The organism is Thermoanaerobacter kivui, assembly GCF_000763575.1.
GTDB classification, from domain to species: domain Bacteria; phylum Bacillota; class Thermoanaerobacteria; order Thermoanaerobacterales; family Thermoanaerobacteraceae; genus Thermoanaerobacter; species Thermoanaerobacter kivui.
On record NZ_CP009170.1, the window covers coordinates 232,711 to 256,936 of the forward strand.

General features: G+C 34.6%; 25 protein-coding genes, 3 pseudogenes and 2 riboswitches. Of the genes and pseudogenes, 16 read left to right on the top strand and 12 right to left on the bottom strand.

What is annotated here, in order from left to right; all coding sequences use genetic code 11:
* Positions 1–71: 71 nt before the first annotated feature.
* Together TKV_RS01115 and TKV_RS01120 are read left to right on the top strand one after the other, a co-directional pair.
* Positions 72–692, top strand: a complete 621-nt coding sequence (locus TKV_RS01115; protein WP_049684409.1) for a DedA family protein — start codon at positions 72–74, stop codon at positions 690–692.
* On the top strand, positions 665–1,774 hold the full coding sequence (locus TKV_RS01120; RefSeq protein WP_049684410.1) for a GNAT family N-acetyltransferase: 1,110 nt from the start codon (positions 665–667) through the stop codon (positions 1,772–1,774). Before TKV_RS01115 ends, TKV_RS01120 begins: the two co-directional genes overlap by 28 nt.
* 38 nt (positions 1,775–1,812) lie before the next feature.
* Here TKV_RS01120 and TKV_RS01125 read toward each other — a convergent pair whose 3' ends face one another.
* Together TKV_RS01125 and TKV_RS01130 are read right to left on the bottom strand one after the other, a co-directional pair.
* Complete coding sequence (locus TKV_RS01125) at positions 1,813–2,550, bottom strand: DUF881 domain-containing protein (RefSeq protein ID WP_049684411.1); 738 nt, start codon at positions 2,548–2,550, stop codon at positions 1,813–1,815.
* A 164-nt stretch (positions 2,551–2,714) separates the two neighbouring features.
* Entirely contained in the window at positions 2,715–3,239 is a 525-nt protein-coding gene (locus TKV_RS01130; RefSeq protein WP_049684412.1) for a hypothetical protein, read from the bottom strand.
* A 149-nt stretch (positions 3,240–3,388) separates the two neighbouring features.
* Between TKV_RS01130 and TKV_RS01135 the strand changes: the two genes are divergently transcribed.
* The 4 genes from TKV_RS01135 to TKV_RS01150 all read left to right on the top strand — a co-directional run bounded on the left by TKV_RS01135 (position 3,389) and on the right by TKV_RS01150 (position 7,055).
* Positions 3,389–4,324, top strand: coding sequence for an L-lactate dehydrogenase (locus TKV_RS01135; protein ID WP_049684413.1), 936 nt, complete (start codon positions 3,389–3,391; stop codon positions 4,322–4,324).
* Between the two features lie 87 nt (positions 4,325–4,411).
* Positions 4,412–4,870 (top strand): ferritin family protein, encoded by a 459-nt coding sequence (locus TKV_RS01140; RefSeq protein ID WP_049684414.1) that lies wholly within the window; start codon positions 4,412–4,414, stop codon positions 4,868–4,870.
* Position 4,871: 1 nt separating this feature from the next.
* Positions 4,872–5,972, top strand: coding sequence for an FAD-dependent oxidoreductase (locus tag TKV_RS01145; RefSeq protein WP_049684415.1), 1,101 nt, complete (start codon positions 4,872–4,874; stop codon positions 5,970–5,972).
* Positions 5,973–5,975: 3 nt separating this feature from the next.
* Positions 5,976–7,055, top strand: a complete 1,080-nt coding sequence (locus TKV_RS01150; protein WP_049684416.1) for an NAD(P)/FAD-dependent oxidoreductase — start codon at positions 5,976–5,978, stop codon at positions 7,053–7,055.
* An 8-nt stretch (positions 7,056–7,063) separates the two neighbouring features.
* Here the strand turns inward: TKV_RS01150 and TKV_RS01155 are convergent.
* A pseudogene (locus TKV_RS01155) lies at positions 7,064–7,204 on the bottom strand (PPC domain-containing DNA-binding protein); the annotation flags it as partial.
* A 179-nt stretch (positions 7,205–7,383) separates the two neighbouring features.
* Here TKV_RS01155 and TKV_RS01160 point away from each other — a divergent pair.
* Together TKV_RS01160 and TKV_RS01165 are read left to right on the top strand one after the other, a co-directional pair.
* Positions 7,384–7,692 (top strand): nucleotidyltransferase domain-containing protein, encoded by a 309-nt coding sequence (locus tag TKV_RS01160; protein WP_006569288.1) that lies wholly within the window; start codon positions 7,384–7,386, stop codon positions 7,690–7,692.
* Positions 7,685–8,080: a HEPN domain-containing protein gene (locus tag TKV_RS01165; RefSeq protein WP_006569287.1), complete on the top strand. Its 396-nt coding sequence runs from the start codon at positions 7,685–7,687 to the stop codon at positions 8,078–8,080. The genes TKV_RS01160 and TKV_RS01165 overlap by 8 nt, the downstream gene beginning before the upstream one ends.
* A 25-nt stretch (positions 8,081–8,105) precedes the next feature.
* On the opposite strand, the gene TKV_RS01170 is transcribed toward TKV_RS01165, so the two are convergent.
* The gene (locus tag TKV_RS01170) at positions 8,106–10,250 is read right to left on the bottom strand and encodes a sodium-translocating pyrophosphatase (protein ID WP_049684417.1); all 2,145 of its coding nucleotides are present in this window, start codon (positions 10,248–10,250) and stop codon (positions 8,106–8,108) included.
* A 339-nt stretch (positions 10,251–10,589) separates the two neighbouring features.
* Here TKV_RS01170 and fbp point away from each other — a divergent pair, with 339 nt between their 5' ends.
* Positions 10,590–11,678, top strand: a complete 1,089-nt coding sequence (gene fbp / locus TKV_RS01175; RefSeq protein ID WP_049684418.1) for a fructose-1,6-bisphosphate aldolase/phosphatase — start codon at positions 10,590–10,592, stop codon at positions 11,676–11,678.
* A 71-nt stretch (positions 11,679–11,749) separates the two neighbouring features.
* On the opposite strand, the gene gcvPB is transcribed toward fbp, so the two are convergent.
* The 4 genes from gcvPB to gcvT are packed head-to-tail and all read right to left on the bottom strand — an operon-like array spanning position 11,750 to position 16,050.
* A complete protein-coding gene (gene gcvPB, locus TKV_RS01180; RefSeq protein ID WP_049684419.1) occupies positions 11,750–13,204 on the bottom strand; it encodes an aminomethyl-transferring glycine dehydrogenase subunit GcvPB in 1,455 nt (484 codons plus the stop codon).
* Positions 13,201–14,544, bottom strand: a complete 1,344-nt coding sequence (gene gcvPA / locus TKV_RS01185; protein ID WP_049684420.1) for an aminomethyl-transferring glycine dehydrogenase subunit GcvPA — start codon at positions 14,542–14,544, stop codon at positions 13,201–13,203. The genes gcvPB and gcvPA overlap by 4 nt, the downstream gene beginning before the upstream one ends.
* Before the next feature lie 4 nt (positions 14,545–14,548).
* On the bottom strand, positions 14,549–14,929 hold the full coding sequence (gene gcvH, locus TKV_RS01190) for a glycine cleavage system protein GcvH (RefSeq protein ID WP_049684421.1): 381 nt from the start codon (positions 14,927–14,929) through the stop codon (positions 14,549–14,551).
* A gap of 14 nt (positions 14,930–14,943) precedes the next feature.
* The gene (gcvT, locus tag TKV_RS01195) at positions 14,944–16,050 is read right to left on the bottom strand and encodes a glycine cleavage system aminomethyltransferase GcvT (protein ID WP_049684422.1); all 1,107 of its coding nucleotides are present in this window, start codon (positions 16,048–16,050) and stop codon (positions 14,944–14,946) included.
* A 75-nt stretch (positions 16,051–16,125) separates the two neighbouring features.
* Positions 16,126–16,197: riboswitch (glycine riboswitch) on the bottom strand.
* A gap of 2 nt (positions 16,198–16,199) precedes the next feature.
* Positions 16,200–16,306: riboswitch (glycine riboswitch) on the bottom strand.
* Positions 16,307–16,415: 109 nt separating this feature from the next.
* Between gcvT and TKV_RS01200 the strand changes: the two genes are divergently transcribed.
* The 7 genes and pseudogenes from TKV_RS01200 to TKV_RS13095 all read left to right on the top strand — a co-directional run.
* A complete protein-coding gene (locus TKV_RS01200; RefSeq protein ID WP_049686150.1) occupies positions 16,416–17,819 on the top strand; it encodes an ISLre2 family transposase in 1,404 nt (467 codons plus the stop codon).
* Between the two features lie 191 nt (positions 17,820–18,010).
* A complete protein-coding gene (locus TKV_RS01205; RefSeq protein ID WP_049684423.1) occupies positions 18,011–18,991 on the top strand; it encodes a lipoate--protein ligase in 981 nt (326 codons plus the stop codon).
* A 165-nt stretch (positions 18,992–19,156) separates the two neighbouring features.
* A pseudogene (locus TKV_RS14040) lies at positions 19,157–19,366 on the top strand (NAD-binding protein); the annotation flags it as partial.
* A 226-nt stretch (positions 19,367–19,592) separates the two neighbouring features.
* Complete coding sequence (locus tag TKV_RS01215; protein ID WP_049684425.1) at positions 19,593–19,925, top strand: carboxymuconolactone decarboxylase family protein; 333 nt, start codon at positions 19,593–19,595, stop codon at positions 19,923–19,925.
* A gap of 47 nt (positions 19,926–19,972) precedes the next feature.
* A complete protein-coding gene (locus TKV_RS01220) occupies positions 19,973–20,416 on the top strand; it encodes an OsmC family protein (protein WP_049684426.1) in 444 nt (147 codons plus the stop codon).
* A 132-nt stretch (positions 20,417–20,548) separates the two neighbouring features.
* The gene (locus tag TKV_RS01225; RefSeq protein ID WP_049684427.1) at positions 20,549–21,715 is read left to right on the top strand and encodes a pyridoxal phosphate-dependent aminotransferase; all 1,167 of its coding nucleotides are present in this window, start codon (positions 20,549–20,551) and stop codon (positions 21,713–21,715) included.
* Positions 21,716–22,073: 358 nt separating this feature from the next.
* A pseudogene (locus TKV_RS13095) lies at positions 22,074–22,187 on the top strand (transposase); the annotation flags it as partial.
* A gap of 312 nt (positions 22,188–22,499) precedes the next feature.
* Here the strand turns inward: TKV_RS13095 and TKV_RS01235 are convergent.
* From TKV_RS01235 to TKV_RS01250, 4 genes are all read right to left on the bottom strand, one after another.
* Complete coding sequence (locus TKV_RS01235) at positions 22,500–22,763, bottom strand: hypothetical protein (protein ID WP_049684429.1); 264 nt, start codon at positions 22,761–22,763, stop codon at positions 22,500–22,502.
* A complete protein-coding gene (locus TKV_RS01240) occupies positions 22,730–22,927 on the bottom strand; it encodes a hypothetical protein (RefSeq protein ID WP_049684430.1) in 198 nt (65 codons plus the stop codon). Before TKV_RS01240 ends, TKV_RS01235 begins: the two co-directional genes overlap by 34 nt.
* A gap of 306 nt (positions 22,928–23,233) precedes the next feature.
* Positions 23,234–23,554 carry a hypothetical protein gene (locus TKV_RS01245; protein WP_049684431.1) on the bottom strand — a complete coding sequence of 107 codons (321 nt, stop codon included), beginning with the start codon at positions 23,552–23,554 and terminating at the stop codon, positions 23,234–23,236.
* A 128-nt stretch (positions 23,555–23,682) separates the two neighbouring features.
* Positions 23,683–23,922: a hypothetical protein gene (locus TKV_RS01250; RefSeq protein ID WP_049684432.1), complete on the bottom strand. Its 240-nt coding sequence runs from the start codon at positions 23,920–23,922 to the stop codon at positions 23,683–23,685.
* Positions 23,923–24,226 lie beyond the last annotated feature (304 nt).

Genomic DNA, 24,226 nt, shown 5'->3' on the forward strand with positions numbered 1-24,226 from the left:
TATACTTGTATTGTTCTGCTTTGTTTTTTTATGTTATAATATAACTGGAAAAAATGTTGGATGGTGTATTTATGGAAGGTCAAACGTTTCTTTATAATGCGATAATAAACTATGGATATATAGCACTTTTTATAGGGCTTATGATTGAAGGAACTGGAACGCCGGGACCGGTGGAAATATTATTTTTCGCTGCAGCGTATTTGGTTTCAAAGGGGGAAATGAACCTTTTTTATGTGATAGTTATTGCTGCTGCAGGAAATGTCGCCGGCAATATAATAGCCTACTTAGTAGGGTATTATAAAGGTAGGCCTTTTGTCGAAAAATACGGCAAATATTTAAAAATAACGGTAAAAGACCTTGAAGCCATGGATAAATGGTTTGCTAAATATGGAGGATTTACTGTTTTGTTGGGCAGGCTTGTAGGTCTTCCAAGGACGCCGGCTATTTGGGCTTCAGGTATAACCCGTATGAATTTTACTGTGTATGTGATATTTTCTGCTATTGCTGATTTTATATGGTCTACTTTTTGGGCAGTAGTGTCTTATCTTGCTGCTATGCAATTGATTAAAATAGACTTTTTTGCGAAAAATCAGCCGCCGTGGGTGTATTTTGTTTCCACGGTAGGCTTTATGATATTTTTATATTTTGTTTGGAGGGTAGTCCTTTGGATGAAAGAAAGGTATCTAACGTAATTATTAATGTGATAACAGGAGTTTCCGAACTTTTAGATATTGAGGATATATGGCATGAATTAGAAACCGTTTCGGATATTTATCCTTTTAATACTTTTGAGTGGGTGCTTAATTGGTGGAAATATTTTGGTTATGGGAAAAAATTATGGATATTGGTGATTTATGAGGAAAGCACTCCTATTGGTATTGCGCCTTTTATGATAACTTATTTTGAAAAGGGACTTTTGGCAAAAAGGATAAAGTTTATAGGTTCCAACAACAGCGATTATCTTGATTTTATTGTGAGGCGAGGATATGAAAATCAATTTTATACAAGCCTTGTAAGTTTTTTGGAAAGGCATATAGATGCTTTTACAGTTTTGGATTTAGAGCATATTCCTGAAAAGAGTGAGTTTTTCCCTTTTATCATGGGTAGCAATCTTTATTACGATTATGACGTTGAAGATATATGCCCTTATGTGGAGTTGCCTCAAAGCTGGGAGGAATATTTGAATAGCTTAGAAGGCAAATTCAGGAGAAATCTCAATTATGAAACGAGGAGATTTTTTAAAGAGTACGATGGGATGTTTTCTTGTGTAAAAGATATAGATGGACTTGATGAGGCTATGGACAATTTAATTGTTCTTCACCAAAGGCGATGGCGAGAAAGGCACATGCCAGGTGCTTTTTATTCAAAAAGAATGAGGGAATTCCACAAGGATGTGGCACGAGCTATGCTTTTAAAAGGCGCTTTAAGTCTTTTTGAATTAAAAGACGGCAGGAAGACAGTTGCCAGCCTTTTAAGTTATCATGTAGGTGGTAAGAGGTATTACTATATAAGTGGTTATGACCTTGATTACAGCAAAAGAAGCGTGGGGACAATAACTCTTGGACTTGCTATAAAACAATCTATTGAAGAAGGAGACAGTGTGTTTGATTTTTTAAGAGGGGATGAAAGGTATAAAAAAAATTGGAATTCTTTAAAAAAGAAGAACATGAGATTTGTTGCGGCAAAGCCTTCAATAGCAGGAAAGCTGTTTTGCTATTATATCATTGCGGAAAATAAAATTATTAAAAAAATCAAAGACAGGTTTAGCGAATAACCAAACCTGTCTTAATATATAAAAGAAGGTAAGAGGCTTTATTGGTTTACGGGCTTTGCGTAAAAAAAGCGGATTGGGTCGCTGTACTTAGGAACTACTATGTTATTTGAAGTTTGTATGTCTATTTTTATTCCATAAAATTTCAATGTATCCACTATTCCACCTTTTAAATTAAGAGCAGCCTGTAATGTTTCAGGATTTCCTATTGCCTTTATTACGTAAGGGGGAGCATATCTTGTAGAGTTGATGTTTATTGTAGGTCCTACACATCTTATCTCAGATATAGCTATTATCCTTTGGTCGTTTATTGAAATGGCTTCAGCACCACCAGCTCTTAATTCATTGACGATTTTTAACAAATCTTCATCATGTACCAAATACAAATTAGGGTCTTCACCATTTCTGGGTTGAATATCACTATCATTTACTGTTACTATTATTCCGGGTCCTTTCATATCTGTTAGTCCAGCTAGAACTTTGTATTTTTCCACGTCCTGTTGTAGGTTTTTTAAAGCAGCATCGCTTTTTGAGGCTGAATCTTCGTATTCTTTAAACCTCTTGTTAAGTTCTTCTAATTGTTGTTCCAAAGCTGTTTTTTCTTCTTCTGCTTTTTTAAGTTGTTGAATAAGTTCTTCCAGCCTTGCATGATTTGCTGCAGAAATAGACACTGAAGGTTTACCTTCTCCTTGCACAGTTTTAAACTGCATTGAAATCATGAGTCCCATTGATATGAATACGAGCATAAGTGATAATGTCTGAAGTATCTTTCCTCTCATTCTTCCACATCCTCTCCAATAAAAAGACGTACTGCTCTTACCTTCATTTCACTTTTTATGTGCTCATATAAATAATATACCATTTAAAATATTAAAATTTATTAAGAAATTATTAAGTTTTTATTACAAAATGGTTACAAACAAAAAACTCCGATATCTTCATATCAGAGTTTGTCAGAATCTATTGCGTTAGTTATAGAATTTTTTAAAGATAATATCTCTTCAAGTTCTTTGTTGTATTTGTCTATTTTAAGCATGGTGCTTTTGTATATCCGTATATCTTCTTCGTTTTTTTGTATGCATTTTTTGAGGGAATTTTTTACGCTCTCAAAAAGTGTATCATAACTCATGTAATTGTGTATTTCAAGGTCTGGTATTGGATTTGCAATTAGTTCGTCATTTTCTATTTTGTAGTGATAAAAAATGTTGTCAGGTTTTAAAATTATTTTTTCCTCAATGCTTTTGTCGTATATGATTATGCCTTCTCCTGTTTCAAAAGTTTTTCCAGTATAACTTCTAAGTTTTATATTTTCCATTCCAATATATTTTTTTATTGCGAGCAATATACTTTTGATTTCTGATATAGATTTTTCAAGCACTTCTTGCATTTTTTTACTTGCCAATTCTTTATCTTTTTCGCTTTTTGCAAGTTGTTCCATTAATTGCTTGATTTCTTGGATGTCCCCCATAAAATATCACCTCTTTCTTAATATTCCACAGAGAAATTATTTTAAACGTTGAATATCTTAAATTCTAAGAGGAAAAATAAACTTGACTATTTTTAAAGTTTGATAAACTTTTATTAATGGAAAATTAATATTGAAAAGGAGAAGATATTATGAGCAAGATATCTGTAATAGGCTCTGGATTTGTCGGTGCTACTACTGCATATACACTGGCTTTGAGTGGGATTGCTAAAACCATTGTATTAATAGATATTAATAAAGATAAAGCAAAAGGTGATGCTCTTGATATAAGCCATGGTGTACCGTTTATTAGTCCAGTTGAAGTGTACGCGGGAGATTATAGTGATGCTGAAGGTTCTGACATAATAATTATTACAGCGGGAGCAGCACAAAAGCCGGGAGAAACCAGACTTGACTTAGTGAAGAGAAATACAATGATTTTTAAAGACATTGTAGCAAAACTTATTAAAGTAAATGACACAGCAATATATCTTATAGTTACAAATCCAGTAGATATTCTTACATACGTTACCTATAAAATATCTGGATTGCCATACGGAAGAGTATTGGGTTCTGGCACAGTTCTCGACAGTGCGAGATTTAGATATCTTTTAAGCAAACATTGTAACATAGATCCGAGGAATATACACGGATATATAATTGGAGAACATGGCGATTCTGAGCTTGCAGCTTGGAGTATTACAAATATAGCAGGTGTACCAATTGACAATTATTGCAATTTATGTGGAAAAGCATGTGAAAAAAACTTTAGAGAGGAGATTTTTAATAATGTTGTAAGGGCTGCATATACGATAATAGACAAAAAAGGTGCGACATATTATGCGGTTGCTCTTGCAGTAAGAAGAATTGTGGAAGCTATTTTCAGAGATGAAAATTCTATTTTAACTGTATCATCTCCGTTAACCGGGCAATATGGTGTTACAGATGTGGCTTTGAGCCTTCCGTCCGTTGTCGGACGAAATGGAATCGTGAATATACTTGAATTGCCACTTTCAGAGGAAGAAATTGCTGCTTTTAAAAGATCGGCCGAAGTTATCAGTAGAGTAACACAAGAGCTTGATATATAAGAGGGGAAACCCTCTTTTTTTGTATATAAAAAGTCACAGTGTGAAAAGATAATAATTAAAATGATGATTTTTTAGGATGTGATGGTTATGCAAAAAATAACACAACAGGAGATTATACTAAGTGCTTTTGTTGAAGCTCAAAATTTAGAAAAAATCTTGCTTGATAAAGTTAAAGAGTACAGCAAAGAGATGTTAGACAATCAAACAAAAGCATTGTTAAAACAAATTGAAATAATGGTAAAAAATCACAAAGAAGATATAATAAAAGCCCAAAAAACTATGCATATTAGTTCGCTTTCCAAAAAGAACATGTCTCAAGAGCCTTTAGACATGCTTCAAGATTTGTTGAAAAATTTGGTCAATATTCAGGCGTTTTATAACGAAAGTGTTGTTAACATAACCAATCCTTATGTTAGACAGTTGTTTAATCAAATGAGAGATGATGTTATGAGGTTTATTTCTCTTCTCCAAATAAACATTGAGAGTATGGAGTCAAAGCCCTCTATACCCAATAATACAGTTTTAAATAGGCCGGAGATGAGCTAAAATGAAAGTAGCTATTATTGGTGCTGGAGTTTCGGGATTAAGTGCTGCAATAACTTTTGAAAGGTATGGTATTAAACCAGATATTTTTGAAAAAAAGTGTAAAATAGGAGAATTATTTAATCATGTAGGTGGACTATTAAAAGTGATAAATAGGCCTGTAAAAGACCCTCTTCATCATCTTAAAAATGTTTATGGAATAGACATTAAGCCAATTGATGTAATAGAAAAAATAGTCATGAAAGGACCGACTGTTAAATCTTCTGTAATAGATTCTCATCTTGGATATATGTTACTTAGAGGGCAAGGAGAAAATTCAATTGAAAATCAATTGTACAAAAAATTGAATATGCCGATTAATTTTAATGTGGATGCGGATTACAAAAAATTAAAAAATGAATATGACTACGTTATTATCGCTACAGGCAATTCTCAAATTCCTAAAGAATTGGGTTGTTGGCAGGAATTAGTTACTACATGGGTAAGGGTTGCGGAAGTTTTAGGGAATTTTGATACAAAAACCCTTATAATGTGGATAAACACACTTTACACTAAAAGTGGATATGTATATCTCATGCCTTACAATGAAAAAAGAGCTGTGTTGGCTATGATAGTGCCTTATATTTCAAAAGAAGAGTTACAATATTATTGGGATACATTTTTGAAAGTGGAAAAAATGAAGGTAGACATTGTCAATATGGTAGATTTACAGCACGATTCAGGCAATTGCTTTCCCCACCGTTATGAAAACCTGCTTTTTGTTGGAAATGCAGGAGGAGCAATAGAGCCCTTTTTAGGGTTTGGAACTTTTAACTCTATTGTAAGTGGTGTTGTTGCTGCTAAAAGCATAGCATCAGGAATTGACTTTGAAAAAGAAATTAGTTTTTTGTCAAATGCTAATATAAAAATGCTGGAATTTAGAAAAGCTCTTGACCTTCTGGATAATGATAAAATAGATAGGCTTATAAAAATTCTCACTTTTCCACCTATAAAAAAGCTTGTCTATGACAGTAATTTTAATGTAATAAAATATGGTTCTATCATCATGAAATATACTGTAAACAAATTACATAACAAGCCTTATGAACACAGAAAGAGGGTATAAAAAATGAAAGTAGCGATAATTGGGGCAGGAATGTCAGGTCTATGTTGTGCTTATACTCTTGAAAAATTGGGAATACATTGTGATATTTATGAAAGAAAACATACAATTGGCAGCCTCTATTCTTTCGGGGAATTGCTGTTGCAAATCATCCATAGGCCTGTAAAAGACCCTCTTGAATTTATAAAAAATCAATATGGTATTTTTATTGAACCCTTGAGCAAGGTAAATACTGTAATTATGAATTCGCCAAATAATACAGCGACCATTAAGGGCAATCTTGGTTACATATTGCAAAGGGGTCAAGGAGAAGAAAGTATTGAGAATCAATTAGCGAATAATGTAAACTCAAAGATAAATTTTAATGCAAATCCTGATTACAGAGAATTGGCAAAATCCTATGATTATGTGGTAATTGCTACTGGAAATAACATTATAGCAAAGCAGCTTACAGAGTTTAAAAATACAGTTTCATCAAAGGTTAAAGGAGGTATTGCATTAGGAGAATTTGAGCCTAATACTGTATGCATATGGTTTAATACTAGATATGCAAGGTCAGGCTTTGGTTATCTTGTACCGTTTAATCAAAATAAAGCATCGATAATTCTTGTATCTACATATACGCAAAAAGAAGAACTTGAGGATATGTGGCAGACTTTTTTATACCAAGAGAAATTAAATTATGAGATAATTGAAACTTTTGAGACAGAACTAGACGTAGGCATAGCAGATAGGCACCAAATAGACAATATATATTTAATAGGGAATGCGGGAGGTTTTTTAGACCCTTTTTTAGGATTTGGTCTTTTAAATTCTATAGAAAGTGCAGTTTATGCGGCAGAGTCAATAGTACACGGATACAACTATGAAAAGATGGTGAATAAAATAATGAAAAAAGTTAATATGTTTTCAGATTTTAGAATTGCGGTAGACAATATGAAAAATGAAGATTACGATAGAATAGTAGAAATGATTAAAAAGCCTTTAGTAAGAAGTTTTATTTACAATACCAATGTGAATGTAATTAAATATTTGCGTTCTATAGTAAAATTAGCAAATACAAAAGCAAAAAAACCCAGCAACTAAACTGGGTCTTAAATATTCCACAATTGAAGTCCTGTTTTTTCATCGTAAACTTTTTCGAGTTTATTATCGCCGTAATCTGATATTACAAATTCTGCGGCAAATATTATTGTTCCTTCCATCAAATGGCCGCCAAAAGCATTGCCGTAAGCAGTTGCTACAAGTTCGTGTAAAATTTCAGTATATTTTTCACCTACTAACTTTTGACACACACGGACTGTTACAAAAAGTTGTAAGATGAACTTAAGAATAGTATAATTAATTATTAAGAAGGAAAGATTGGTAAGGTAAGTTAAGGCATAGAAATTAAAACTTGTAAGGAGAAAGATGTATGAGACCTTATGAAAAAGAAATACAAAGCATAAAAAATCAGATAATTCAAAAATATAAGCCAGAGGATATATACCTTTTTGGTTCATGTGCGAGAGGTATAATAACTAAAAGAAGTGACATAGATATATGTGTGATTATTGCTACGGATAATAAAAGAAAACTCATTCAGCAAATGCTCATAGAACTTGATTACACCGTTGACATAGATATAATAGTTTACACTCCGGAAGAATGGAAAAAGTACAAAAATGACCCTTCAACTTTCGCTTATTTAATTAAATCAAAAGGAGTGAGTTTGCTTGGTTGATTCTAAAAAAATTGAAGACTGGTTTAATATGGCTAAGAAAGATTTTAATGGTGCAAAAATTTTGTATGAACATGGTGGCGATTATTATCTTATATGCTTTCACTGTCAACAAGCTATAGAAAAATATTTAAAGGGTTATTTAATATCAAAAACGGGTGTAATTAATGAAGGACATAGTTTGGTAAAACTTTGTAAAGAAGCACAAAAATATAATGAGAATTTCAAAAATTTTCTTAAGGATTGTGCATTAGTAAACTCATATTACATTGAAACAAGATATCCTGCTGAAGAACCTCTTTATGTGGAGGAAGAAGAGGTTTTGGAATGCATGAGAATAACAGAAGAAATTATGAATTTTATAGATAAATTAGTACAAGAAAAGAACTAAAAAGGCGGTTTTCCCGCCTTTTTTATCATCTAAATAGAGCCACAAAGACAAGGGTTATTGTGCTTATGAGCTTTATGAGAACGTGCAGTGAAGGACCAGCTGTATCTTTAAATGGATCACCTACAGTGTCTCCTACAACTCCAGCTTTATGAGCTTCAGATTTTTTACCACCGTAATTGCCAAGTTCTATAAATTTCTTTGCATTATCCCAAGCACCGCCGCCGTTGTTTAAGAATAAAGCCAGTATTACACCAGAAATAGTACCTATCATTAAGAAAGCTGCTGCAGCTTCCTTACCAAGGATTACACCTACTAATATCGGTGTTACTACTACGATAAGTCCCGGAATCACCATTTCTTTTAAAGCGCCTTTAGTTACAATATCTACTGTTTTAGCATAGTCTGGCTTTGCTGTACCTTCCATGATGCCGGGAATTTCTCTAAACTGTCTCCTAACTTCAAGAATAACATATTGTGCAGCTCTACCAACAGCTCTTATTGCAGTTGAACTAAAGAGATATACAATCATTGCTCCAATAAATGCTCCTATAAAGACTTCAGGTTTTCCTATATCTACAGCAAACCAAGAATCAATAGGTTTACCCAGTATCTTTTTGACTTCGTCCAAATATGCAGAGAAAAGCAAGAAAGTTGCAAGAGCGGCTGAACCTACTGCGTATCCTTTTGTCAAAGCTTTTGTAGTGTTTCCACAAGCGTCCAACCTGTCTGTCACATGTCTTACTGACTCTGGTGCTCCTGACATTTCAGTAATTCCACCAGCATTATCAGTAATAGGTCCAAATGTATCCATTGCAAGTATATAAGCTGTTGTTGACAGCATTCCCATTGTTGCAATAGCTGTACCGTAAAGGCCAGAAGTACCTATGTGAGGAAGTGCTAATTCACCAAGCTTATATGCTATAAATATTGCTGCGGATATAAATATGACTGGAAGGGCAGTAGACTCCATACCCACAGAAATACCTGTAATTATGTTTGTAGCAGCTCCCGTTGTGGAAGCTTTGGCAATTTCCTGTACAGGACGTTTATTTACAGAAGTATAATAGTCTGTCAAGAATACAAAGATGTAACTTAGTACAACACCTGTTACTACTGCACCATACAGTAACCAATAATTAACTTCACTGCCATCAGGCAAATGGCCAGAAAGCATTATTTTTACTGCAAAGAAAAGAGCAATTAAATTTACAATTGTTGTGACGAAATATCCTTTGTTTAAAGCTATCATTGGGTCTTTTGATTCATCTTTTGTATTCACAAAGTAAATACCTATAATTGAGGAAATTATGCCTATTGCACCAGCTACCAACGGGAACAGTATCCCTCTCCAACCGAATACGGGATAAAGACCTACTCCCAGTATCATAGCACCTATATTTTCAGCAGCAGTTGATTCAAAAAGGTCAGCACCTCTTCCTGCGCAGTCTCCAACGTTGTCTCCCACAAGGTCAGCTATAACTGCGGGATTTCTTGGGTCATCTTCGGGGATGCCGGCTTCTACCTTGCCCACAAGGTCAGCACCCACATCAGCAGCTTTTGTATATATACCGCCGCCCAGCTGGGCAAATAACGCTACAAAAGATGCGCCAAAGCCAAAACCGACGAGCAAGGAAGGAGCCTCTTTTATCAAAGCTTCTTGACCTGATAGACCTGATAGACCGCCATAAGCCAAAAACAAAGTAGCAACGCCAAAGAGCGATAAAGCGGTTACTGCAAGTCCTGTTACAGCTCCTCCTTTTAAAGCGATTTGCAGAGCTCTATTAAGGCCAGATTTTGCGCCAGCCGCAACTCTTACATTAGAATTCACCGCTATATACATTCCAATGTAACCTGACAATGCTGAGCATAAAGCACCTGTAATGAATGCAAATCCTATGCGCCATGCAAAACTTAATGCTGTACCAGTTCCTTCAGATAGATGTCCATAATAATTAGCTACAATAATTATTATAGCTACAATTAAGGCTAAAAGCGCAATTGTTTTATATTGCCTGTTTAGAAAAGCCATAGCTCCTTCTTTTATAGCGTCTGAAATTTGCTGCATTTTTTCATCGCCTTTATCTTGTGCAAAGATAAATTTAATTAAACCAATTATAACGAGGGCTGCAATAATTATAACCCCGTAAATTAGAGCAAGATAAGAACCCAATTTACATCATCCCTTTCTTTTTTATATATTTTTTATTATTATATCACATTATTATTATTATATTATAATATTCCATTTAGTATAGTATTTTTACTACTACTCATTATTATTTCGACAAACTTTTAAAAATTTCTTCAATCCTTTTTGACTAAATTAGTCTAAAAAATATCTCACTAGTGCCTTTAGTTTTATTTGATGGCTATGAAGTGAAAATGTTAGAAAATAAATAGGACATACTATTGAAAAAATAGACATAATGATTTAAAATATTAAGTATAAATAGTGCAACATTTTTAATAGAATTATAACATATCAAATCTCTGAAAGGAGGAAGTTGTGATGTCAAAAATAACTTTAACGGTGATTAAGGCAGATGTTGGTGGATCAGTAGGCCATACAGATGTACATCCAGAGCTACTTGAAATTGCTAAAGAGCATCTTAAAGAAAAAGGAAAAATGCTTATAGACTTTTGTGTAACACATGTAGGAGATGACCTTGAACTTATAATGACTCACAAAGGAGGAGTTGACAACAAAGAGGTTCACAAGCTTGCATGGGATGCACTTTGGGCTTGTGCACAAAGAGCAAAAGAACTTAAGTTGTATGGTGCGGGACAGGATTTGCTAAAAGATTCTTTTTCAGGCAATGTAAAAGGATTGGGACCGGGAGTTGCAGAGATGGAATTTGAAGAGAGAAAAAGCGAACCTGTTATAATTTTTATGGCTGATAAAACAGAACCAGGGGCATGGAATTTACCTCTTTATAAGATGTTTGCAGACCCCTTTAATACCATAGGTCTTGTAATCGATCCTAGTATGCACCAAGGGTTTAAATTTGAAGTTTATGATATGATTGGACATAAAAAAATAATATTTGAAACTCCCCAGGAGATTTATGACATGTTGGTATTTATTGGAGCTACAGGGCGATATTGCGTACGAAAAGTGTATACAAAAAACAATGAAATTGCAGCAGTGTCTTCTACTCAAAGGATGAATTTTATGGCAGGGAAATACATAGGAAAAGATGACCCTGTACTTATTGTGAGATGCCAAAATGGTCTTCCGGCAGTAGGTGAAGCATTAGAACCTTTTGCTAATCCTCATCTTGTTGCTGGCTGGATGAGAGGATCTCATAATGGCCCTATGATACCAGTCTCGATAGAAGATGCTGTACCTACAAGATTTGATGGTCCTCCAAGAGTATGTGCTTTAGGTTTTCAATTGGCAGAAGGAAAGCTTATAGGACCACAGGACTTCTTTAAAGACGTTGCCTTCAATAATGCAAGGAAAAAAGCATTAGAAATAGCTGATTATATAAGGAGCATGGGACCCTTTGAACCTCACAGGTTGCATTTAGAAGAGTTGGAATATACTACTTTTCCTCAGGTTGCTGAAAAACTTCAAGGGAGATGGGAAGAAGAATGAGGTGCAAGCTGGGGATAAAAAGACGGGTCCAACCCGTCTTTTTATCCCCCATTTTTCGATGGTCCTCCCTATTATTTGCTCCACTTTAAAACAGGATTTCTTGCAGCCAGTACCTCATCAACCCTTCTTACAGGCGTGTTGTGTGGAGCTTCTTTTAAAAGTTGTGGATTTTCTTTTGCTTCCTCTGATATTTTAATCATTGCTTCAATAAAAGCGTCTAATGTTTCTTTACTTTCTGTTTCAGTAGGCTCTATCATTATAGCTTCATCAACAATTAATGGGAAATATATTGTAGGCGGATGGAAACCGTAGTCTATAAGTCTTTTAGCTACATCTAATGTTCTGATATCATTGACTTTTTCTAAGAGACCAGCTAAAACAAATTCATGCATGCATACTTTGTCAACAGCTACTTTATAGTGATTTTTAAGTTTTTCTTTAAGATAATTAGCATTTAAGACGGCCATTTCGCTGGCTCTCTTAAGTCCTTCAGCTCCCATAGTTAGAATATAAGAATAAGCTTTTACAAGCACATTGAAGTTGCCATAAAAGCTTCTCACTTTTCCAATTGAAAGCGGCTTATCATAGTTTAAGCTATATATGCCATCTTTAAATTCTATTACAGGCACTGGTAAAAAGTCGGCAAGTTCTTTTTTGACACCTACAGGTCCTGCGCCAGGTCCTCCACCACCGTGAGGTGTAGAAAATGTCTTATGAAGATTTAGATGCACAACGTCAAATCCCATGTCTCCAGGGCGTGTAATTCCCATTATAGCATTTAGATTTGCGCCGTCGTAGTATAAAAGTCCTCCTGCTTCGTGTACTAGTCTTGCGATTTCTACTATATTTTCTTCAAAAAGTCCTAAGGTGCTGGGGTTTGTAAGCATAAGTCCTGCTACTTCCTCATTTAAAACGGCTTTTAACGTCTCAAGGTCTATTGCACCTTCTTTGTTAGACTTAATTTCAATAACGTCAAAACCAGCAACTGCTGCACTGGCAGGATTTGTACCGTGGGCAGAATCTGGAACGATTATTTTTTTGCGTTTTGTGTCGTTTCTGTGCTCGTGATATGCTTTAATTATCATAAGACCTGTCAGTTCACCATGAGCACCTGCAGCAGGCTGTAATGAAAATTTGCCCATTCCAGTTATTTCAGAGAGCATATTTTCTAATTCATACATGAGTTTCAAAGCGCCTTGCACTGTTTCTACTGGCTGGTAGGGATGTAGAGCTGTAAAACCGACAAGGGATGCCATGTCTTCATTTATCTTGGGGTTATATTTCATTGTGCAGGACCCTAATGGATAAAAACCTGTATCGACGCCGTAGTTTTTATTTGATAAAAGGGTGTAATGCCTTATTATGTCTACTTCACTTACTTCGGGAAGCTCTATTTCTTCTTTTCTCATCATTTGTTGCGGAAGTATGTCTTCTAAAGGTTTTTCTTCTACATCCAACTTAGGGAGAGTGTAGGCTTTTCTTCCTTCCTTTGACAATTCAAATATCAATTTATTGTACTTTTTCACACTATCACCTCCAGCAGAGCTTTTAACTCATCAATTTCTTCTTTTGTCCTTTTTTCTGTAAAGGCTAGTAACATTGTATTTTTGTATTTGTCGTAATCTCTGTGGAGGTTGTATCCGCCTAATATGTCCTTTTCTAAAAGTTTTTTATTAATTAAGTCTACATCTACATCAGCCTTTAATACAAATTCCATAAAGAAGGGCTTGCTAAAAGCAGGTTTATATTTTCCTGATGTGGTAAGCACTGAAAAAGCATAATGAGCTTTTTGAGTGCATTGATAAGCCACTTCTTTTATACCTTTTTTACCCATAGTTGCGAGATATATTGCAGCAGTCAAAGCATTTAATGAGTGGTTGGAGCAAATATTTGAAGTTGCCTTTTCTCTTCTTATGTGTTGTTCTCTTGCTTGCAAAGTAAGCACAAAAGCACGTCTACCATCTACATCTTTTGTCTGGCCTACTATTCTTCCTGGCATTTTTCGCACAAGCTTTTGCGTTGTAGCTAAAAAACCAATATAAGGACCACCAAAATTTAATCCGTTGCCAAGTGATTGACCGTCTCCTACAGCTATATCTGCGCCAATTTCTCCTGGCGATTTGAGTATGCCGAGAGGTATTGGATGTACGTAAGTTATTAACATTGCTTTGTTTTCATGTGTTATTTTCTCGATTTCTTGCAAATCTTCAATGATTCCAAAGAAATTAGGATACTGTACAATTACTGCCGCGGTATTACTACCAATTTCATCTTTTAATTTTTCTATATCAGTTACACCTTCTGTGTCCTCTATTTCAATTACTTGTATATCTCTAAAATGCATATAAGTTTTTAAAACTTTTCGAGTTTCTGGATTTACAGTTTTTGAAACTAATATGGTTTTTCTTTGTGTATTTTCACATGCCATAATTGCAGCTTCTGTACAGGCAGTTGCTCCGTCGTACATTGAAGCATTTGTGACTTCCATTCCTGTGAGGTTTGTAATCATCGTCTGGTACTCAAATATAGCTTGTAAAGTTCCTTGGCTTATTTCTGGCTGGTAAGGAGTATATGCCGTGTAAAATTCAGAATGAGATATTATATGCTTTACAACAGAAGGGATGTAATGGTCATATACTCCAGCGCCTAAAAAACTTGTCAGCTCTTCAAGGCTTTTATTTTCTTTGGCGTATTTCTTTATGTGGGCTGTAAGCTCTATTTCTGACATGGGCTTACCTAAATTTAAAGGCCCTTTTAAGCGAACTTCTTGAGGTATGTTTTCAAACAGCTCTTCTATAGAATTTTTTCCTATTGTTTTAAGCATTTCTTTTTCGTCATTGGAGGAGGTGGGAAGGTAGGGAAACATATTCTCACTCCTCATCTAAAAATTTTTTATATTTTTCGGCTGTCATCAAATTATCAAGCTGTGATTTATCTTTAAGTTCTACTAATATCATCCAGTTTTCGTAAGGGTCATTATTGACCAGAGAGGGGTCGTCTATAATCGAGGTGTTCACATCTATTACTTTTCCATTTACAGGTATGTAAACGTCAGATGCAGCTTTTACAGATTCTACAACTCCAAGTACATCGCCAGCAGAGAGTTCTGCGCCTACTTCTGGAAGCTCAATATACACTATGTTTCCTAAAGAATGCTGAGCATAATCTGTTATTCCCACATATGCTTTGTCCCCTTCCACTTTGACCCATTCATGGTCTTTTGAGTAATATAAGCCTTCTAAAACTTTCATATAAAGATTCCTCCTTACTTTTTATAATTTTTCTTGTAAAAGTTTTTGCTTATGATTAAAGCCTTAAGTGGCTTGTTTCTTATCACAATTTCAATTTGATTTCCCATTTCTGCGTATTTTGCGTCAATCAATGCAAGGCCTATGTTTTTCTTTAATGTAGGTGAGAAATATCCGGTTGTGATATAGCCGATTTTTTGATTATCAGCACGAACTTCATAGCCGTGTCTTGGAATTCCATTGTCTATCATTTCAAATCCTACGATTTTACGTTTAAGCCCTTCTTCTTTTTGCTTTAGTAAAGCATCTTTTCCGATGAAATTGCCTTTGTCAAATTTGACGAAAAACTCAAAACCTGCCTCTAAAGGAGTTATCTCTTCTGAAAGTTCATTTCCGTATAGAGGCAAACCGGCTTCAAACCGCAAAGTATCTCTTGCTCCTAATCCTACTGGTTTAAGCCCATATTCTTTGCCTGTTTCAATTATTTTTTCCCATAATTCTGCTGCGTATTTATTGGGCATGTAAATTTCAAATCCGTCTTCACCTGTGTATCCGGTTCTTGACACTATGCAGTCAACACCTGCTATTTTGACATTATCTTTGAAGTAGAAAAATTTGATTTGCGAAAGGTCAGTATCTGTAAGTTTTTGAAGTATTTCTTCTGCTTTTGGACCTTGTATTGCAAGTTCAGAAACTTCATCTGAAATGTTATTTATCTCTACATCATATACTCCTTTGTTATCCCTCATCCATTTATAATCCTTTTCTATATTAGCTGCATTTACAACAAGGTAGTAGTGTTTGTCAGAATATTTGTAGACCAATAAGTCGTCTACAACGCCGCCATCGTAATTGCACATAAAGGTGTAAAAAACTTGATTATCTTTTAATTTAGACAAGTCATTTGTTATGAGATTTTGCAGAAAGGCAAAAGCTTCTCTCCCTTTTACAGTTATTTCTCCCATGTGAGAAACATCGAATAGTCCTGCAGCGTTTCTCACTGCTTCGTGCTCAGAAATTATGCTTTCAAACTGAACAGGGAGAGCCCATCCTGCAAAGTCGATGATTTTTCCATTGTATTTTTTGTAAAGGTCAAAAAGAGGTGTTTTTTTGAGGCTATCCAAAAGACATCACACCCTTTCATAAAATTTTAAAAGAGGAGTTATGATGAGCACAACAAAACAAATGCCATCATAACTCCCCTGTTTTTTGACCTGAGAGCTTCTACTTAGTATTGCTCCTTCGGCGCTCTATACGAGACTTTCCAGAGGTCTATCCGATAGCGATACTTTTGCCTGAGAGCTTTTATAAAGGCTTGGCGGGCCTTTATATTTCCCCTTCGGCTATCTTTTTAAAAAAGATATCTCTCGCTATCTTCATCCATAGTGTAAAATTATCGTAGGATTTTTTAAGTGATAAAAAACAAGAGACAACCCCTGTGATAAAATAGATTATGGAAAACAAAACAATACAGAAAGGGGTGTCTCTTGTGAAAAAAAATATCTTTGAGGATATTATACTACAAAATGCTCTAAATTTCACTAAGGAAGTAGTAGAAATTTTTGGTGATTTATTAAATAAAGGAATGAATATTACAGAGCTTGCAGCAAGGATAAAGGAACTGACGGACAAACTAGGTAGAGAGGCAATAGAAGCAATTATTGAAGAGTTAGATAGGATAATAAAAGAAGATAAGAGAAGGAAAGAAAAATGGGTAGTAGAGAGGAAAGATAAAAAGAGATTAACGACAATCCTTGGGGATATAGAATATGAGAGGACATATTACAAATCCAGAGAGGATGGAAGATATACATACTTGATAGATGATGCATTAGAGATAGGACGGCACGATAGGATAGAGAAGGGAGTAAAAATAAAGTTAGTAGAAAACGCGATAGAAGAATCATATGAGAGAAGTAGTAAAAAAGCATGTCCAGAGGAGTTAAGTAAACAGACGGTATTAAACGCAATAAGGGAAATAGGAGAAGTAGAAGTAAAGAGAGAAATAAAAGAGAAGAAAGAGGTAAGGGTATTATACATAGAAGCAGATGAAGACCATGTGCCTTTGCAAGATGGCAGCAATGAAACACCGCGATTGATATACATACATGAAGGTAAAGAAGAGAAAAATGGTAGAAATGTACTGAGAAATGTGCATTACAAAGCATATGTAGGAGAGAAACCTGAAGACATATGGATAGATGTAGCAAATTACATAGAAGACAATTACAAAGAAGAGAAGATAGAGAAGATATACATAGCAGGAGATGGGGCACCGTGGATAAAAGAGGGATTAAAATGGATATTAAAATCAAGGTTTGTGTTAGACAGATATCATTTAAACAAATACGTATTAAAAGCAACATCAAAAGAGCCAAAGTATAGAGATAAGATATGGAGAGCAATAAATGAAGGGAATAAAGAAGGAGTGAAGAAGGTATTTGATGAGCTAATAAAGGCAGCAGAGGAAGAGAGAGAGAAAGAGAAGATAAAAGAAGCAAGGAAATACATACTAAACAATTGGGAAGGAATAGTGATATACAACAAAGACGAAGATGTAATAGGGTGCAGTGCAGAAGGGCATATAAGCCATGTATTTTCAGCCAGATTAAGCAGGAATCCACTAGGGTGGAGTAGAGAAGGATTAAAGTTAATGGCGAAATTAAGGGTATTCAGCAAGAATGGAGGAGACTTAAGAGAAGCAGAATGGGGTAAGAAAAAGAATATCAATGCTGGGAGTTATAATTTAACGAAGAAGCAAATAAAAGAAGCGGTAAGGAGAGTTAAAACGTCTACAAATGAAAAAATAAACAATATTACGGTTTTGAATATAGGGAAAGTAACGCCAATATATAGGGTTTTAAGAGCATTAAAATATGCACAAGTTATATAAAAAGCATGATAAGTTGAAGTATGAAATTAACTAAGTTTCAGGGGTTGTCTTAAAAAAATCCTACAGTATCTTGACACTATCATCTTCATCTAGAATAGTATTCAATTTTTTTAAAATATGTTATACTTTTATTATATCATATTACCTTTAATAGTCAATAATCGTTAAAATCAAGACAAGGAGAGGTGCCTATGCTATACATTTATAATAAAAACACAAATCCATATTTTAATTTGGCGGCAGAAGAATATATTTTGAAAGAATTTAAAGATGAGTGCTTTATGTTGTGGCGAAACGGACCCAGCATTATAGTAGGTAAAAACCAGAACACATTGGCGGAAATAAATTTAGATTATGTGAGAGAACATAAAATTCCGATTGTCAGAAGATTATCAGGAGGAGGAGCAGTTTTTCACGACCTTGGTAACTTAAATTTTACTTTTATAGTAAACGATGATGTTAGCAGTTTTAGCGACTTTAGAAGATTTACACAGCCAATAATAGATGTGCTTAGAAAACTTTCTGTCAATGCTGAGTTTTCAGGAAGAAACGATTTAACAATTGATGGTAAGAAATTTTCAGGTAACGCACAATATTACTATAAAAACAGGATATTACACCACGGGACCCTTTTGTTTTCCTCAAGCATTACCGATTTGTCAGCGGCACTAAAAGTAAGACCCATAAAATTTGAAGATAAAGGCGTAAAATCTGTATCTAAAAGAGTTACAAACATAAGTGAACATCTAAAAGAGCCTATTACAATAGAACAGTTTATAGACCTTATTATGAATCATATTAGAGAGCAAAGTGGTGGCAATGAATTGTATGAATTTACACAAGAGGATGTAGAAAAAATAGAGAAATTGGTCAGAGAAAAGTACAGTACATGGGAATGGAATTTTGGAACATCGCCTGATTATAGTTTCAAAAATGAAAAAAAATTTGCCGGGGGCACTGTTGAAGTAAATTTAAATGTTGAAAAAGGAATAATAAAAGATATAAAAATTTATGGAGACTTTTTTGGGAAATACGATGTCTCAGAATTAGAAAATCTTCTAAAAGGTGTAAAGCATTCGGAAGAGGAAATAAGAAAAGTGCTTTCAAATATTGATATAAACGATTATTTTGCTAGCATAACTGTTGACAATTTAATCGAAGTGATGTTTTGATAAAAAATATTTTTAGATTGTTGACTTTTTAACCAAAAAGTGATAAAATATATACAAACGAAATTGTTAATAATTGTCGTTTTTTATTTTATCAAATTTAGTCCCTCCCCATTAGGGGGGCGCCTATTAAATGAGATATTATTGGTGGGTAAAACTGCTAAGAGAGACGAATTTGGTGTGAAAGTGTCTGTTGTAGAAATGATGCCGGACATTTTTCCTACACTTGATAAAGAAGTAAGTTCTTTTATTAGGACTGTAGCTCAAAGAAGAGGGATTAAAATATATACTTCTTCAACAGTTGAGAGAATAGATGAAGAAGAAAACGGCAGAAGTATAGTGACTGTTAAAAATGGTGAAAATATAAAACGTATATATACTTCCAACAGCTTGCCAGGAGGGTGTAGATGCAGAAGCTTTAAAAAGAGCAGTTTACTCCCATCCCACCAGGGGAGAAGCTATTATGGAAGCTGTTAAAGATATCTTTGGAGAATCTGTACACAAGATATAAATTTTAATCCTTTATCTATACGCTTTCAAAGCTCTTATGGAGCTTTCGAAATATATAAATTTGAGAAATAAAAATAAAAGGAGGTATCTTTTAATGGCAAGCGTAGACATGAAGGAATTACAAGAAGGTATGAAAAAGCTGGGAGAAGGGGTACCTTCAGTGATGAGGGATTTCCAGAAACTTCACCATGATGCTAAAGCCAACGGGGCCCTCTCAACTAAGGAAAAAGAGCTCATCGCTTTGGGCATCGCTGTGGCTGTCCGTTGCTCCTACTGCATCCTCACCCACGTAAATGCGGCCCTGCAAGCGGGAGCTACCCGGGAAGAGATCATGGAGACCCTAGGAGTGGCTATACTTATGGGTGGAGGACCTGCTGTGACTTATGCCACTGAGGCTATAAAGGCTTTGGAAGAGGCTGGAAAGTAAAGTTGAATTAATTACAAAATATTGAAATAAGAGGAGAGGAATTGAAAATGGCAATTGAAACTTTTAAAGCAGTTTCAAGAAAATTACCAGAAGGTTTAGCAGTTGAGAGCGAAGTGAGAGGTTTCAAAATAGTACTAGATGAGCCAAAAGAATTAGGCGGTACAAATAAAGGGATGAACCCTGTAGAGGCTTTACTTTGCGCTTTAGGTTCTTGCCAGACAATTGTGGCATCAGCTTTTGCAAAGGCAAAAGGTATAAATTTACAAGATTTTTGGGTTGAATTAGAAGGAGACCTTGATACAGATGGTTTCAGGGGGAAAGCTAATGTAAGACCAGGCTTCCAAGAGATAAGATTTAAAATGCACATAAAAACAGACTCGCCAAAAGAAAAAGTAGAAGAATTTGTAAAGTTTATAGAAAAAACCTGCCCTGTAGGCGATTCTATAGCAAATCCAGTAAAATTAGTTTTGTCAGATGTGATTGTTGAATAACAGTCGAAAACACTCCACCCCAAAAAGGGGGAGTGTTTTTTTAGTTAGGAATTCAGTTCTTGAATAGATAGAGGATTTTTAAAACTTTTGTAGAACTATAACAATAAAACTATTGTTTTGGGAGGATTAGAGATGAATATTGAAGACAGAGTGGCAAAAAGAGCAAAGTTGATAGAAATATCTACCATAAGATATTTCTTTAACATGGCACGAGAGGTGCCAGGGGCAATATCCCTTGCTATTGGAGAGCCAGACTTTGTAACCCCTCAGCACATAAGAGATGTGGCGAAAAAAGCCCTCGATGAAGGTAAAACAGGATACACTGTAAATCCTGGGCTTATTGAACTAAGACAAGAAATTTCGAATTACCTTAAGAGAAGGTATAATATTACCTACAATCCAGAAACTGAAATTTTAGTTACAATTGGAGCTACAGAAGCTATATACGTCGCTTTAAATACTTTGGTAGAAGAAGGAGACGAAGTATTAATTCCAGAACCTTCATTTGTAGCATACCATCCTTGTACAATTCTTGCAGGTGCTAAATCTGTTTTTGTGCCAACATATGAGGAGGATGAGTTTGTATTAAGGGCAGATGTTTTAGAGAAGTACATTACGGACAAATCAAAAGTGTTAATTCTTCCTTATCCTAATAATCCAACTGGCGCGGTAATGCCAAAAGAAGCGATGGAAAAGATAGCTGAAGTGGTTAAAAAATATGACCTTATTGTGGTTACTGATGAAATTTATTCTGAGCTAATATATAGTGGTTTTGAACACGTAAGCTTTGCTTCTTTAAAAGATATGTGGGAAAGAACAGTTACTATAAATGGTTTCTCGAAGTCATATGCGATGACAGGATGGCGCCTCGGATATATAGCTGCACCGGAATATTTCGTGAAACACATGACCAAAATACATCAATACGGTGTGACAGCAGCAGCTACAATGTGCCAGTATGCTGGAATTGAGGCTATAAAAAATGGGGATGAAGATATTTTAAGAATGAGAGATGAATACGATAGGAGAAGAAAGTATTTACTTCAAAGTGTGAGAGAAATGGGACTTGATTGTTTTGAACCAAAGGGTGCTTTTTACATATTCCCTTCAATAAAAAAGACAGGCCTTACGTCGACAGAATTTGCTAAGAGACTCCTTTACGAAGCAAAAGTTGCAGTTGTGCCGGGAAATGCCTTTGGAGAAAATGGGGAAGGATATGTTCGAATGGCTTATGCAACTTCTATGAAAAACTTAGAAGAAGCAGTAAAAAGAATGAAAGAATTTATGTCAAAGTTTTAAAAATGGTTCTATAATAAATGTTGGGGTAGGCAAAAGAAATCTATAAAAAAGAGAGCACTTATTCTGAATGCCTGCTATAATAGAAGTGGTTAAAACAACCCAACAAAAGGAGGCATCAGAATAAGTGCAAGGTAATTATATCACAAAATTCTTAAAATCTGAAGATATAATTTGGGAAGGTGTTATAGAAAATGACACTTCATATTAAGATGAAACAGAAACCACATATTTGTTCAAGATGCGGGGAAATAACATCTAAGATAGATATTTTAAATGACAGAAAACAAGAGAATCTAACTGAATATTTCAAAAGATTTAAAGACAGGAATAAAGTAAAGTGGGTTATTATAGACATGATACTAATTCTGTAACAGAAGGTTACAATAATAAAATTAAGGTGCTAAAAAGGCTTGCATATGGCTATAGAAATTTTCATCGATTTAGAAAGAGAATATTATATTGTAATGCTTAATGTTCTAACTTAATACTATTTTTAGTGTTAAAGGATATTCAAGGATATTATAGAGCTTTGATAAAAAGGTATAGATAAATACCTACCCATACTTCTAGCTATATCTCTTATTGTAACTAGCAATTACAAATATTACCATATTATGTGATAAGATTTATAGGTGGGCATTCAGAAAAATACCCACCCCAACTATTGACAAAGAGCTAAAATTTTATGTTGAGTTTTAATAAATTTGCCAGGCAGAAGCCTGGCAGATTTTTTAGTCTTTCAATTGCTCTTCATACATTGTCGCAATATCTAAAAGCTTATCTTCTATAGATGGTTCAACTTGCCATCCATCTGTGAAAAACCACATATATTGTAATGCCCCTTCTTTTTTGGTGGTAATTTGTTCTCTACTGCTAATCTTCGTAACTCTTCTAATTCCTCTTTTATAAACTCGAGTTGGTCAACCTCTCCATATCCTGGTACACCTTTTTTTCTATCCTCTATCTCTTTTTCAAGCTCTGGCATTACATTCTCTATTGCTTCTATTAGTTCTCTTACTTTGTATAGCTTGTTCCTTTTAAGTACCATGCGTTCTTTCCCTCCTTTAATATTTCTGGATTTGGCACAAATATCTGTCTTGCTTCTCCTGATCTTTCCCATTTTTCATGGGCTGCTACTGTCCCATCTAATACTTTTGTGCCTTTCGGGATTATCCACTCCTGTACTTTTTCTGCTTTATTTGTAGGTGGCAATGCAAGTTCGTTCTCTGAATCTTTTAAAGTCTATATGTTAACCAATGACCGCGTGGCTCACCTTCACCACGTAGCATCTGAATGCTCTAAATTCTTTAATCCATTTTTATCCTCTTTCTACTTTATTTTAAGGCGGCAAAACTAATTTATTATTAGTTATCTAAAAACTTTGTTGCCAAATACCATATTTTATCAAAGTAAAAAACTATAAAATAATAAATATTTCACCAGTTATACTTTAAATTGTATAACTGGTGTTTTTAAGTCATTTTGCCAATGTAAATTATTTATATTATATTAAAAATTTTACTCTCTCAACTTTCTGTGGTATATATCAGCTATTTCTTTCAGGTTCTCCTCCAATAAAGGTTCAACTTCCCAATCTTCGTGAGTAAAATACCATCTATATCTAACCCATCTTTCACCCTTTGGAGGAAGCTTATTCTCCAAAGCCATCTTTTTTATTTCTTCCAGTTCCTCTTTTATTGCTTCTAACTGGTCTATTTCTCCGTATCCAGGTATCCCTTGCTTTCTATTCTCAAGTTCTTTATTTACTTTTGGCAATACTGCATCTATTTCTTCTATTAAATCTGAAATTTCGTATCTTACCTTTCTTTTTAGAACCACCTTACTCACCTCTTTATTTTAGTACTCCTGGATTTGGTACAAATATCTGAGAAGCTCCTCCAGACTTGCCCCAGTGCCTTTTAACACTTTAATTCCCTTAGGGATTATCCATTGTTGTACTTTCTCTGTTACATGTTTCCATGAGGTAAAGCTAATTCATTTACTGGATCACTTAAAAGCTCTGTTGTTAACCATCGCCCTCTTGTATTAGAATTACCACCATAATATCTATAAACTACTACGTCTTTATTTAATTCTATCACTTCTGCACCTGGATTAAATGCTTCTATTATATCACGCCTATCTTTTTGATTGTTTATCCCATTTTCTTTTAAAAACTTTACTACGTCTTTCAGCTCTTTAAACAATGCTTTTTCTGTAGTTTGTGTTGCTACTTCTTTTACTGCTGTTACTGCAGCTTTTTCTGCAACTCACACCACTTTCTCTTTTTTTGCTACATCTACTGCTGCATCCGCTGCTTTCGCAATCTATATTATTAAATTCTTGGTATTTTTATTTCTTTCTTGCTGTATTTTCTATTTTATTATTTTTATTGTATAATGTACAGCCTTTTCATTTGATAGACTAATCTGCCAGGGCTACCCTGGCAGATTATGAGAAATTAAAAAACAAATGGCAGAATCTATATCCTTAGGAGACAAAGAGACAAAG